Annotated in this window: 13 protein-coding genes; 5 read left to right on the forward strand and 8 right to left on the reverse strand. The window is 71.3% G+C overall.

Annotated elements, in window-relative coordinates; genetic code table 11:
* Positions 1-59: 59 nt before the first annotated feature.
* Positions 60-932: a universal stress protein gene (locus A4E84_RS03225; RefSeq protein ID WP_062925078.1), complete on the reverse strand. Its 873-nt coding sequence runs from the start codon at positions 930-932 to the stop codon at positions 60-62.
* Positions 933-1,172: 240 nt separating this feature from the next.
* On the opposite strand from A4E84_RS03225, the gene A4E84_RS03230 reads away from it, so the two are divergent.
* The gene (locus A4E84_RS03230; protein ID WP_062925079.1) at positions 1,173-2,060 is read left to right on the forward strand and encodes a universal stress protein; all 888 of its coding nucleotides are present in this window, start codon (positions 1,173-1,175) and stop codon (positions 2,058-2,060) included.
* 50 nt (positions 2,061-2,110) lie between these two features.
* Here the strand turns inward: A4E84_RS03230 and A4E84_RS03235 are convergent, their stop codons facing one another.
* The gene (locus tag A4E84_RS03235) at positions 2,111-2,992 is read right to left on the reverse strand and encodes a universal stress protein (RefSeq protein ID WP_107308256.1); all 882 of its coding nucleotides are present in this window, start codon (positions 2,990-2,992) and stop codon (positions 2,111-2,113) included.
* A gap of 282 nt (positions 2,993-3,274) precedes the next feature.
* Here A4E84_RS03235 and A4E84_RS03240 point away from each other — a divergent pair, with 282 nt between their 5' ends.
* Entirely contained in the window at positions 3,275-3,853 is a 579-nt protein-coding gene (locus tag A4E84_RS03240; RefSeq protein WP_418082168.1) for an STAS domain-containing protein, read from the forward strand.
* A gap of 75 nt (positions 3,854-3,928) precedes the next feature.
* Here A4E84_RS03240 and A4E84_RS03245 read toward each other — a convergent pair whose 3' ends face one another.
* The 4 genes from A4E84_RS03245 to A4E84_RS03260 form a co-directional block, all read right to left on the reverse strand.
* The gene (locus A4E84_RS03245; protein WP_062925082.1) at positions 3,929-4,423 is read right to left on the reverse strand and encodes a flavodoxin domain-containing protein; all 495 of its coding nucleotides are present in this window, start codon (positions 4,421-4,423) and stop codon (positions 3,929-3,931) included.
* A 16-nt stretch (positions 4,424-4,439) separates the two neighbouring features.
* Complete coding sequence (locus tag A4E84_RS03250; protein ID WP_062925083.1) at positions 4,440-5,171, reverse strand: CBS domain-containing protein; 732 nt, start codon at positions 5,169-5,171, stop codon at positions 4,440-4,442.
* A 39-nt stretch (positions 5,172-5,210) separates the two neighbouring features.
* On the reverse strand, positions 5,211-7,904 hold the full coding sequence (locus A4E84_RS03255; RefSeq protein ID WP_062925084.1) for a bifunctional acetate--CoA ligase family protein/GNAT family N-acetyltransferase: 2,694 nt from the start codon (positions 7,902-7,904) through the stop codon (positions 5,211-5,213).
* Between the two features lie 177 nt (positions 7,905-8,081).
* Complete coding sequence (locus tag A4E84_RS03260) at positions 8,082-8,987, reverse strand: universal stress protein (RefSeq protein WP_062925085.1); 906 nt, start codon at positions 8,985-8,987, stop codon at positions 8,082-8,084.
* Between the two features lie 215 nt (positions 8,988-9,202).
* Here A4E84_RS03260 and A4E84_RS03265 point away from each other — a divergent pair, with 215 nt between their 5' ends.
* Together A4E84_RS03265 and A4E84_RS03270 are read left to right on the forward strand one after the other, a co-directional pair.
* Positions 9,203-9,904, forward strand: coding sequence for a response regulator (locus A4E84_RS03265; protein WP_062925086.1), 702 nt, complete (start codon positions 9,203-9,205; stop codon positions 9,902-9,904).
* 151 nt (positions 9,905-10,055) lie between these two features.
* Positions 10,056-10,370, forward strand: coding sequence for a hypothetical protein (locus A4E84_RS03270; protein WP_237304800.1), 315 nt, complete (start codon positions 10,056-10,058; stop codon positions 10,368-10,370).
* Positions 10,371-10,435: 65 nt separating this feature from the next.
* On the opposite strand, the gene A4E84_RS03275 is transcribed toward A4E84_RS03270, so the two are convergent.
* Positions 10,436-11,614, reverse strand: coding sequence for an acyl-CoA dehydrogenase family protein (locus A4E84_RS03275; protein ID WP_062925087.1), 1,179 nt, complete (start codon positions 11,612-11,614; stop codon positions 10,436-10,438).
* A 96-nt stretch (positions 11,615-11,710) separates the two neighbouring features.
* Positions 11,711-12,085 carry a four-helix bundle copper-binding protein gene (locus tag A4E84_RS03280; protein WP_062931270.1) on the reverse strand — a complete coding sequence of 125 codons (375 nt, stop codon included), beginning with the start codon at positions 12,083-12,085 and terminating at the stop codon, positions 11,711-11,713.
* Between the two features lie 128 nt (positions 12,086-12,213).
* Between A4E84_RS03280 and A4E84_RS03285 the strand changes: the two genes are divergently transcribed.
* The gene (locus A4E84_RS03285; protein WP_062925088.1) at positions 12,214-12,573 is read left to right on the forward strand and encodes a DUF6479 family protein; all 360 of its coding nucleotides are present in this window, start codon (positions 12,214-12,216) and stop codon (positions 12,571-12,573) included.
* Positions 12,574-12,614 lie beyond the last annotated feature (41 nt).

Here is a 12,614-nt window from a genome sequence, read left to right on the forward strand (position 1 = left end):
ACGGTCCGACCGGCAAGGACAGAGCCGTCCAGGAGACAGGTCCCGGGCCGTTAGCTGCCTCACGCCGGGACCGTGATGACGGGGCAGCGGGCGTGGTGCAGCACTCCCTGGCTCACCGAGCCCAGCAACATGCCGGTGAACCCTCCGTGTCCCCTGGTTCCCACGACCAGACCCAGGGCGTGTTCCGAGGACTCCGTCAGGACCCGCACCGGGTGTCCGCGGACAACCTCGTGGTGCAGCTCCACGTCCGGATGCAACGCGGTGCGGCCCGCGACCGTCTCCGAGAGCACCCGGCGGCACTCCCGCACCGCGGCTTCCTCATCGAGGACACCGAGGAGCGGCGGATGCCACACGTACAGGGCCCGCAGGAACGCTCCGCGCAGGGCCGCCTCCTCGAACGCCACATCCACCGCCGCGGCCGAATGCGGGCTGCCGTCGACGCCGACCACGAAGTACGCAGGCTGCTGGGTGACGTGCTCCGGCTCCGGCACGACCGCGACCGGGCAGGGAGCGTGGGCGGTGAGCGGGAGCACCACAGAGGCGGCGGAGAACATCTCGCGCCGCCTGCTCAGGTGCCAGGAGCCCACCACGACCAGGGCGGCGCCCCGAGCCTCCTCGCGCAGGACCCACGCCGGCTCTCCTTCCGCCAGCAGCGTCGACACCTCCACCGCCGGACGCCGGGACTCGACAAAGGCGACCGCCTCCTTGAGCACCTGCTCACCCAGCCCGTGCAGCGCCCGGTTCCACTCCTCCCAGGACGGCCGCGCCTCGCCCGACCGGTATCCGCCGGTCGGCACACCCTGGGCGTGGACGAGCCGCAGCGGCAGGTGACGTCGGTCCGCCTCGTCGGTGGCCCAGGCGAGGACCAACCGCTTCGAAGGGTCCGGGTCGACGCCCACCACGATCGGCCGACGCCCGTCCGCACCAGTCATGGCACCTCCAGGGATCTCCCCGCCGCCCGTCCGTTCACTGTTCTTCCAGCCTCGCCCCTGCCGTCGGGTGCCGCCACGCCACGGCTGCGCGGGCGCGTGGCCTGTTGGCTCGTCTGTTTCCACCGCACGATGCGGGGTGTCGCAGGCTGGTGAAGGCTGGAAGGAAGGCGACGGTGCACCAGTGCCTGCCGACCCCTGCGGCGGTCAGGACCGGCCGCCAGGTGAGAAGGAGAGTCTGTCGTGGCGAATCCGGTCGTCGTGGGAGTGGACGGCTCGCCATCGAGCCTGCACGCGGTGGAGGTCGCGGCACTCGAGGCCGGTCTGCGCGGCGTGGGCCTACGGCTCGTGCACGCCTTCGGGTGGCCGTCGATGCACGTACCGCCTGGCGGGCCCCCGTGGAATGCGGCTGCGGCGGGGGTGCGTGAGCTGGTGGACGGCACACTGATCGAGGCCGAGCAGCGGGCCCGCAGAGCAGCGCCACAAGTGGAGACAACGCGAGAGGTCACCGTCGGTGAGCCACTGATGGTGCTGGAGATCGAGTCGCGTTCTGCGGCGCTCGTCGTGGTCGGCAGCCGCGGGCTGGGCGCGTTCGGCAGCATTCTGCTGGGCTCCACCGCCGTGCACCTGGCCGCGCACGGCCGCTGCCCGGTGCTTGTGGTGCGTGGCCGGCCGGACCCGAACGGTCCGGTGCTGCTGGCGGTCGACGGCTCACCGGCGGGCGAGAAAGCCGTCGAGTTCGCCTTCGCCGAGGCGTCTCTGCGCGGCGTGGACCTGGTGGCCCTGCACGTGTGGAACACCTGGAGCGAGCGGGCCTACGAGGGTCCTGGTGATCCTCTGAACGTGGTGGTGGACATCGAGCGGCTCCGCGAGGAGGAGCAGCGGTTGCTGGACGACACGCTGTCTCCGTGGCAGGAACGCCACCCCGGCGTCACCGTACAGCGGCGCTTGGTCCGCTCCCGGGTCCGCCCGGCCCTGATCGAGGCCAGCCGCGAGTCACAGCTGGTCGTGGCCGGTGCCCGCGGCCGCGGCGGCTTCACGGGACTGCTGCTCGGCTCGGTCAGCCAGGCACTGCTGCACCACGCGCACTGCCCCGTCGCCGTAGTACGTGGCGGAAAGCGGGAAAGCTGATGGGCCATGACCCTCGAGTGACGCCTGCGCGGCTGCCGACGCCGCAGTACTCATAGGTGCTGCGGCACGACCGCAACAGGGCACTGGGCGTGGTGCAGGAGTGTGTGTACCACCCGGCCGAGCTGGAGCCCGAAGGGGTCCTGCCGTCGCCGCGCTCCGACGATCACGAGGTCGGCCGCGGCCGAGCGGTCCACCAGTACCTTGCGGGCGGGCCCCTCGACCGTCGTGCGGCGCAACCGCACGTCCGGGTGGCCGGCGACCGGGTCACGGATCAGCTCGTCCAGCTGGGCGCGGGCCCGCTCCTCGTGGTACCGGGCGGGTGCCTCGGCGAGCCCGCCCGTGTCGGTGGTCTCGTGCACGGGTTTGCGCCAGGCCCGGACCACGTCGAGGGTGCACCCTCGCACCTCGGCCTCACGAAGGGCGAACCGCGCCGCTTCTCCGCCGGATGCGGGATCCCCGGCCCCGAGGAGGATCCGCTCGTGGGTACCGGCCAGGCCGGCCTTGTCGCCCCGCACCACGATCACCGGACAGTGCGCACGGGCTGCGACGGCCAGCCCGACGGAACCGAGCAGCAGTCCCTTCAGCTCGCCACGGCCCCGCGAACCGGTGACCAGGGCGGAGGCGCTGTTGCTCTCCCGCAGAAGCGCGTCCGCCGCTTCGGCCGGGAGGACGACGGCGGACACCTTCACGTCGGGGTTGCGCCGCCGGGCCCGCTTCGCCGCTGAGGCGACGATGTGGTCGGCCATCACCTGCTCCGACGGGCGTTCGGCACTGACCGCCGGGGTGATGCCCTCGTAACGCTCCCAGAGGGAGGCGTACACCAGCCGCAGCGAGAGTCCGTGCCGGGCGGCCTCATCCACCGCCCAGTCGAGCGCCACCAGGCAACCGTCCGATCCGTCCACGCCCACGACCAGGGGCAGTTCCAGCCTCATCGTTCCCACCGCCTCACTGTCGGGCAGTCTCCAGGTTCACCCTCGCCGTCACACCCGGAACAGCCGGTGGCGAGGGGCTGTTCGGTCCCTGCCGGGGACGTTCGGTTCAACGGTCGGGCCCGTCCGTGACCGGCAAGCGGGCCGTTCGCGGGCGGTCGCAAAACCGCATGCCGGGCATGAGCCGCTCGGGGGACGCAACTGCTCAACCGCCGTTCCTGCCGGGGACCGGCAGCTCCTGGGCACACGAGGGAGCAACCGGAAGAGCGGATCGCTGCGAACCCCTTGTGCGAGTCGCGGCGCACTCATGCTCATCCACGACGAAACGGGGGACTACTTCCCCCAGTCCCGACCGAGCAGCTGCGCCGCGCGATCCTAGCCGTCTTCCGCTCCTGGAACGGCGAACGCGCCCGCCTCTACCGCCGCCGCGAGCGCATCCCCGACGACCTGGGCACCGCCGTCACCGTGCAGCGCACTCCGCATCCCACGGAGCGCACGGTCGGCGGGACCACCGTCGTGACAGTGCGTGGCGAGATCGACCTGCTCACGGCACCGGGTCTGGCGGCGCGCCTCGACGTACTGACCGCCGGTCCGTGCCCCGACCTGGTACTGGACCTGAGTCAGGTGTCGTTCATGGACTGCACCGGGCTGGGGGTCCTGTGCCGGGCGCGGAACCGGGTCATGGCACGGCACGGCCGTCTACGTCTGGCCACCGACAGCACCCTCATCCGGCTGATCCTCCGGCACGCCGGTCTGGCGGGCGTCTTCGAATTGCTCCGGTCCCTGCCCGATGACGTGGCCGATACGCCGGCCACCGAAGCTGACGCAGTTACGGCGGCCCGACCGGTCCCAGGGCTCCGCTGACCGCCAGGCTGAGACCGAGGCCGTGGCCTGGGCAGGACTCGCCTTCGTCCACACGTCCCCGGCCAGCCTTTTCCGTCAACTCGTCAGCTCCTGGCCGATCCGCGCCGCCCATGCCTTGATCTGGTCGAAGTCCCGGAAGTCCCCGCCCTTTCCGTTACGGACGATCATCCGGGCGACCCATCCCTGCGCGCCCTCCCGAAGGCAGCCGCCGAAGGTGACATGTTCCCTGGCGTCGAGCCGGACCCTGGCCTTCTTCACTCCCGGCACGGGCGGGATGTCCCGCTCCGATGCCGAGGGGTCGAGCGGACCGCTGCTGAAGAACCACAGCGGGCGTTCGGCCAGGACCTTGCCGTGGCGCCGGACGAAGCGGCGGGCGTCCTTGTGCCAGCGACCGGCGTACAGCCCGCCGCCGACCACGACGGCGTCGTACGGCGCTGCGCTCGGCACGGACCGGCCCGGGAGGGCGTCGACCGTCAGCCCGTCCTCGCGCAGGACTTCGGCGATGGTCTCGGCGATCTCCGCGGTGGATCCGTTCGTCGTTCCGTAGGCGACCAGCACGTTCGTCGGCATGATGGTCCGCCTCCTCTCACAGTTTTCGCAGAACGTCGTCGGTCACGCCGTGCAGCGCCTGTTCGTCCGACCGCAGACGCGTGTCGTCCAGGCGCCAGGTGAGCCTGTCGGCGACGGCGACCACGCCGTCGATCTGCCGGGTCATGGATGCGGCGATGGCCGTCTCACTCCTGCGTTCCAGTTGGCCTGCGAGCGTGACCACGCCTTCGGTGACGGAGACGTCGATACTGCTCGGTGCCAGCCACAGCGCACGTACCAGTACCTCGTCGATCACCTCGTCGCGGATCTCCGCGTCGGGCCGCAGAAAGACCTGGAGCAGGTCGCGCCGGGTGACGATGCCGACCAGCCGGTCCTCTTCGTCGAGCACCGGCAACCGCTCCACGTGCCGCCGGGCCATGGTCCGCGCGGCCTCGATGATGGTGTCGTCGGCGTGCACGGTGAACGGTGGCGTGCTCATCAGCTGGCCGGCCGTGCGCGCCGTCGCCTTCGCGGCCCGGCGCCGCACGCCGGGATTCAGCACAGCGAATCGGAAGCGGCGGCTGGGCTCGCACGGGGCGGGGGGCGCGGCCTGGTGGGCCATCAGGTCGGTTTCGGAGATGACGCCGATGACTCGGTCGTCCTCGTCCACCACGGGCAGTCCACTGATCCGGTGGTCGGCGAGCAGCCGGGCCACCTCTGTGAACGGGGTTCCGCAGGCGGCCCGGACCACGTCCGTGGTCATGACGGAGCCGACCTTGTTGTGTTTCATGGTGTGTCCTCCTCGGCTGGCTCGGCCGACGCGGCTGACTCAGCGGAGTCGGCGCAGATAGGGATCCTGGGCCCGGCGCGGCAGCAGGCGCAGTCGGGCGTCGAGCACGGTGACCGCGCCGGGAGTCGCGAGGACCGGGTTGAAGTCGGCCTCCGCGAGCTGCGGAAGGTCGCTCGCCATCCGCGACAGGCGCAGGAGCAACTGTTCCAGCCCCGGGAGGTCCAGGGGCCGGCCGCCACGCGAGCCGAACAGCAGCGGTGCACAGCGCGGAGACGTGATCAGGTCGTGCACGTCATGGTCGGTGAGCGGCGCGAGCCGGGCGGCGTGGTCAGCAAGTACGTCTGTGGCCGTGCCGCCGAGCCCGAAGAGGACGAGCGGCCCGAAGACCTCGTCCTTGACGACGCCGGCGAACAGCTCGGTGCCGCGCTCGGCGAGCGGCTGGACGACCACCCCGCTCAGCCGGTCGCCGAAACGTGTCCCGAAATCCCGGAAGCCCGCCCGCACTTGGGCGTCTCCTTCGAGGTCGAGATGGACGGCACGCTCCTCGGTCTTGTGCACCAGTCCCGGCCAGTACGCCTTCAGCACCACCCGGCCGTCCGGGCCCCGCAGCCGCCGGGCCGCGAGGACCGCCTCATCCTCTGTCTCCGCCCAGGCCCACGGAATCTGGGGGATGCCATAACAGTCGAGGAGTTCAGCGCAGGCGCGTGGATCGAGCCAGCCGCCATCCGGCCACACGGCGAGATACTCCTCGGCGATCTCGTGAGCTCGCCCTGTGCCGATGTCTTCCAGTTCCGGGACCGTGCCGACGGGCCGGCTGAGCCAGGCAGCGCGGCGCGCCGCGTGGGCCAGCGCCCGGGCCACGGCCTGCGGCTCGGCGTACGAGGGAATCGTGCCGCCGTCGGCAGCAGGCAGCAGTGTCACCGGAACGCCCTGCTCCAGGCGTACGACGGCGACCGGCCGGTCCCGGCGGCCCGGGACGCGGGTCGCCGCCCGCGTCAGGTCGTCGCCGGTCGCCTCGGCGACCGCCGTGGGCACCAGGGCCACGAGGACCGCGTCGATGCCGACGTACGTCATCAGCCGCTCGACACACGCGCTGAGCTGCTCCTCGGTCACCGCGGCCGTGGCGTCCACCGGATTTCCGATCGCGGCTCCGTCAGGCAGCACGGCTTTCAGGTCATGGATCAGCTCGTTGCCGAACGACGACAGCGCGAGCCCCGCCTCCGCGCAGGCGTCGGCGGCAAGCACGCCGATGCCGCCCGCGTTGGTGACGACGGCAACGCCGTCGCCCGCCGGGAGCGGCTGGGAGTGCAGCAAGGCGGCGGCTTCCAGGAGTTCGCCGACCGAGCGGGTGGCGGTGATTCCGGCCTGCGTGAACAGCGCCTGCCGGGTCATGGTGCGGGTGGCGGCAGCCGCGGTGTGCGACGCGGCAGCCCGCCGGCCCGCCTCCGTGCGGCCGGCGTCCACCGTGAGGACCGGCATGCGGCGGGTCACGCGCCGGGCCGTACGCGAGAACGCGCGCGGGTTGCCGAACGACTCCAGGTGCAGCAGGGCGAGGTCGGTGCGGCCGTCGCTTTCCCACCACTGAAGCATGTCGTTGCCGCTGACGTCGTACTTGTCGCCGAGGGAGGCGAAGGTCGACACGCCGATGCCGAGGCGGGACAGTCCGTCGAGGAGCGCGATGCCGACGCCGCCCGACTGCACGGCGACCCCCGCCGTACCGAGGCGCGGATGGTCGGCGGCGAAGGTCGCGTCGAGACTGACGTGCGGATCCGTGTTGGAGATGCCCAGACAGTTCGGGCCGACGAGCCGCATGCCGTACGTGCGGCAGGCGGCCATGAGCGCCCGTGCCTGGTCGGCGTCGAGGCCGGCGGTGACGACCAGGAGAGCCCGTACGCCCGCCTTGCCGCACTCCTCGGCGGTAGCCGGCACCGCAGCGGCGGGCACGGCGAGAACCGCGAGATCGGGGGTCTTTGGCAGGGCGCTGACCGACGGGCGGGAGGGCACGCCGAGGATCGCGGTGGCGGCGGGGTTCACTGCGAACAGGCGCCGGGTGAAGCCGTCGGCCTTCAGGTGGTGAAGGATCGCCCGGCCCACTGACCCGGGCCTGCGCCCGGCGCCGACGACGGCGACCGCGTCCGGCCGGAAGAGCGGCTGCAGACTGGCCACGTCGGCGGCCCGGCCCCGCTCCTCCACGGCCGACAGGTAGGCATCGTCTTGGTCCAGCTGAATGGTGCAGCGCACCTCGGGGCCGTCGAAGTGCCGGGCCGTGCGCAGACCGAGGTCGGCGAAGAGCCGGAGCACTTCATGGTTCTCACCCAACGCGTCGGCCGTGAACGCGGTGATGCCGTTCGCGCGGGCGGCGGAAACCAGGTGCTCGACGAGAAGGGTGCCCACCCCACGGTGGTGCACGCCGTCCGCGACCGCGACGGAGATATCGGCCGTATCCTCCTCGCCGCCACTGTCGTACTCGGCGAGCCCGATCACCCGGCCCTGCGTCTCGGTGAGCAGGGCCCGGTAGCCCGGGCGCGCCGGCGCGCAGGCCCGGTCGGCGGCCATCGCGGCGGAACGGCGGCTCGCCGCGAAGAACCGCAGCCGCAGGTTCTCCGGGGACATCTCCTCGTAGAAGCTTCGCAGCCGCTCGTGATCGCCCGGCCGCACGGGGCGTATGCACACGGTGGTGCCGTCCGCGAGCAGCGCGTGGACCGGGGGGCGGTCGAGCAGATCGTTCGTCATGGTGGTCTCCTCCGAGCCGCTCGGCGGCTGCCGACGCTTCGAGCATCCAGCGCGTCCTGAAGCGGCCCTATGGGCCGTCCGGGGCAGCCGGGGACCGATCGGCCCTACGGCGCCGACGGTAAGTCCCTGGTACGCCGCGCGGCTGGTCGGCCGGACCACCGCCTCTTGGGTTGTGTCTCAGTCGTGGGCGACGACGGCGACGGGCGCTGTGGCGTGGTGCAGGACGGCATGCGTGACCGGACCGATGTGCACCCCGAACGGGTGGCGGCGTATCCGTCGGCCGACGACGACCAGCGAGGCCCTGTGGGAGGCGTCGATCAGGCGGCCCGCCGGGCTGCCTGATGGGGACTCCTCGGCTACCTCGACGGACGGGTACTTCTGCCGCCACAAGCTCAGTGCCTCGGCGAGTGCGGAGGCGTGCCAGTGGGCGATCTGGTCGTACCGTTCCAGGTCGGTGGTCGGGCCGTCCATGTAGTACGGGGGCAGGCTCCACCCGTGCACGGCCCGCAAGCCGGTATCGCGCCGAGCAGCCTCGTCGAAGGCGAACTCGATCACCGAGGCATCTAGGTTGTCGATGTCGAGGCCGAGCACGACCGGCCGGTACCGCGTCGCGGCCGACGGTATGCCCGTCGGGTCCATCTCGTGCTCGTCCGCCGCCTGCTCACCGGCCCGGACCAGGACGACGGGGCACTCGGCGTGCGCGACGACGGCCAAGCCGACCGAGCCGACCAGGAACCCGCCGATCCCACTCAGGCCACGCGAGCCGAGGACGAGCAACTCGGCTCCCTTCGCGGCCTCGCACAGCATCTCGCTCGGGCGACCGGCCAGATGCTCGGCGGTCACCTCGACACCGGGGTGGCGCAGCCGCAGACCCTCGGCAGAATCGCGGGGAATCTTCTCGCTCCAGTGCTGACGGGTCTCGGCGCCGAGCAGCGGGGCCTGTGCCACGGGCTCCGGCACCGGCTCCCACACGTGGAGGATCTTGACCGGCAGGCCGCGCAGTTTCGCCTCACGGGCAGCCCACTCGGCGGCGGCCCGGCTCTCCGGCGAGCCGTCGAGGCCGACGATGATCGTGCGCGTCATGGTCTCCACCTCCTGAGTAACGGCTGATGGTTCGAGCGTGCCTGCGCGAGCGGTCGTCGTCGAGGGGCCACAGGTCCCCTGTAGGGACCGACCGGCCCCACCCGGCACAACTGGGGCCGATCGGCCCTGGTGCATCCGGCCCCGGCGCGTAACGATCGTTGTCAGGGGCAGTCCGCAGTCCGCCCTACCGGCGTTCCGGGGAACGAGGGGTCGAGATGACCGAGCCGCGCACCTTCACCGAGGAGCACCCGATCCGGGTCTTCCTGCTCGACGACCACGAGGTCGTGCGCCGCGGTCTGACTGACCTCCTGAATGCCGAATCCGACATCTCGGTGGTCGGGGACGCCGAGAACGACGAGCATGCGCTCGCCCGGGGCTCTGCGCTCCGCCCCGACGTGGCCGTTCTCGACGTGCGCCTGCCGGACGGCGACGGCATCACCGTCTGCCGCGAGCTCCGCAGCCGCATGCCCGAGCTGGCCTGTCTGATGCTGACCTCGTTCGACGACGAGGAGGCGCTGCTCGACGCGATCATGGCTGGGGCCGCCGGTTATGTGCTCAAGCAGATCAGGGGCTCCGACCTGGTCTCGGCGGTGCGCACGGTCGCCACGGGACAGTCCATGCTCGACCCGGAGACCACGGGCCGGCTGATGCGCTCGCTGCGCGCCGACCCCTGCGAGGAACCGGCCGTCTCACCCGAACTGGCGAGCCTTTCGCCACGGGAGCGGGAGATCCTCGCCCTGATCGGCGACGGGCTCACCAACCGCGAGATCGGCAAGAAGCTCTACCTCTCCGAGAGGACCGTCAAAAACCACATCTCCCGGCTCCTGGCCAAGCTCGGCGTACAGCGACGTGTCCAGGCCGCTGTCCTCGCGTCACACCTGGAGCGCTCCGAGGCGAGCGGGCGCCCGGCGCACTGAGCCTGAGTCACCGGCAAGCCGACGGTCATCCTTGCGGCGACCGCACCGGAACCCGCCACACCACCCGGGTACCGCCTCCCTCCGGCCGCTTACCGATCCGCAGCTCCCCGCCGAGCGCGAGGCCCTGACGGCGGTCGAGGAGTACCTGGAGATGCCGTACCGCATACGACGCCGCCCCGAGTCCTCGTCCGCCATACGACAGCAGCTCACCGACGAGGTCAGTAGTCTGCTGGCGCGAATGGCCTTCCACCAGGCATGGCTCCAGATCGAGGCCACAACCGTCGCGGGCCCGTACGCCACCCTCGTGGCCACGGCGCGAGCGGAAGCCGACGCGCAGATGAGCCTCGCCTGGCAGCAACCACCGATCACCACCGACAGCGGCATGAACCTCGGAATCCCGTATCCCCGGGACCGATCGAACGCGGCCCGAGCCACATGCATCGAGGTGATGCGCCAACACCTCTGAACGGCTCGTGATCTTGGTGCCAACTACCCCTCTTTGTGCCAACTGAAAATCCTCGTCACAGCCCGTCAGCGCCGGACCCTCGGCATCCCCAGCCCGATCCACGAGATGATCTCCCGCTGGATCTCGTTGTTGCCGCCGCCGAAGGTGAAGATGACCGCCGAGCGGTAGCCGCGTTCCAGTTCGCCGTGCAGGACCGCGCCGGCCGAGCCCTCCTTCAGGGCGCCGGGGGCTGCGACGATCTCCATCAGCCAGGCGTAGGCGTCGCGTCGGGCCTCGGAGCCGTAGACCTTGACGGCGGAGGCGTCCTGCGGGGTGAGGGTGCCGTCCTGGACCGCGCCCACCATCTGCCGGTTGAGCAGTTTCAGCGCGTCCAGCCGGGTGTGGGTGCGGGCCAGGAGGCGGCGTACCCAGGGCAGGTCGGCGACGCGGCGGCCGTCGGCGAGCTTGGTCTCCATCGCCCAGCGCTGCACGTCGTGCAGGGCCCTGATCGCCATGGTTCCGTGAGCGGCCAGGGTCACGCGTTCGTGGTTGAGCTGGTTGGTGATCAGCCGCCAGCCCTGGTTCTCGGCGCCGACCCGGCGGGAGACGGGGACGCGGACGTTCTCGTAGTAGCTGGCGGTGGTGTCGTGCGAGGCGAGGGTGTTGATCAGGGTGCAGGAGTAGCCGGGGTCGGTGGTCGGCACCAGGAGCATGGTGATGCCCTTGTGCGGCGGGGCGTCGGGGTCGGTGCGCACGGCCAGCCAGACCCAGTCGGCCGTGTCGCCGTTGGTCGTCCAGATCTTCTGGCCGTTGACGACGTACTCGTCGCCGTCCCGTACCGCCCTGGTGCGCAGGGACGCGAGGTCGGTTCCCGCGCCCGGCTCGCTGTAGCCGATGGCGAAGTCGATCTCGCCGGAGAGGATCTTCGGCAGGAAGTACGCCTTCTGCTCGTCGGTGCCGTACCGCATGATCGTCGGGCCGACGGTGTTCAGTGCCATGAGCGGCAGCGGGACGCCGGCCTGGGCGGCCTCGTCGAAGAAGATGAACTGCTCCATGGCCGTCAGGCCGCGCCCGCCGTACTCCTTCGGCCAGCCCACACCGAGCCAGCCGTCCGTGCCGAGCCGCCGGATGGTCGCGCGGTAGAACCGCTTCTGTGCGGCCGGGTCGCCGTGCCGGGCGTACAGGTGGTCCGGGACCAGTTCCGCGAAGTAGGACCGCAGTTCGGTGCGCAGCCGCTGCTGCTCGGGCGTGTATTCGAGGTGCACGGCGCCTCCAGGCTCCCAAGGCCGGTCCTGTCGGCGCACACCGTAGAACGTGTTCCAGAAATAGGGAATGGCGTCGGTCAGAGGGAATGGTGTCGGTCAGTTCAGTGTGGCGAGGAAGTCCGTGCACGCCCGCGCACAAGCGCGGCATGCCGCCGCCGAGTCCTCCGCTCCTGGTTGCCGGTCGAAGACGTGGGCGGCCTCCAGGCACACGGTCCGGCACCACTCCACCTGGACCCGGATGGTGCCCTCGTCCACCTGGTTCTGCTCGGACAGCACACGGCAGGTCGCGTCGCAGACCTCCGCGCACATGATGCCCTTGCGTCGTACGAGTTCCTGGTTCTCGGTGCCGTCGGGATCCACGAGGCTTGCGCGCAGCGCGCACGCCCGCGCGCACTCGGTGCACGCCTGCGCACAGGCGAAACGGTCCTCCAGGAACCGGAACAGCTCCTGCTGGGATGTCGTCGAAGTCACACCGCGCGGGTAGCCCCGGTCGGCACCGGCCAAACCGGTGTTCCGGGGGAGAACCGTTCACGAATCGGCCCCCTGCACCGGTCGAGAGGGGCCGGGTTCATGGTGCGGACCAGGGGTACCCGCGTGCCATGAATAGCGCATGGATGGAGATGGCCGCGGGCGGTGCCGCCCCCGGCTTCGGGTTCGTCGTGACCGGACTGGTGGTCGTGGCCCTGCTGCTGGGCGCCTTCATCCTGGGCCTGCGGCACAAGCGCCGGCGCCCGCCGAGGCCCGACGAGCAGCCCAGGCTCCCCGACGGCGGCCCGGTCCGCGAGACGCTGGAGCGCCGCGAGCCCGACGAGATGCCGAGAAGTGAGGAGCGTCTGACGCCGCACGAGCTGCAGACGCACGGCAACCAGAGCGACCGGAGCAGCGCCTCGCAGACGCGCCCGCGCTGGAACGAGGGCAGCAGCGGTGGCTTCGGCAGCGGCGGCCCGGGAGCCCGCTGAACCGCCACCGGTTCGCACAGCACGTCGTACTCAGGGATGTG

The sequence above is a fragment of the Streptomyces qaidamensis genome (assembly GCF_001611795.1).
GTDB lineage: Bacteria > Actinomycetota > Actinomycetes > Streptomycetales > Streptomycetaceae > Streptomyces > Streptomyces qaidamensis.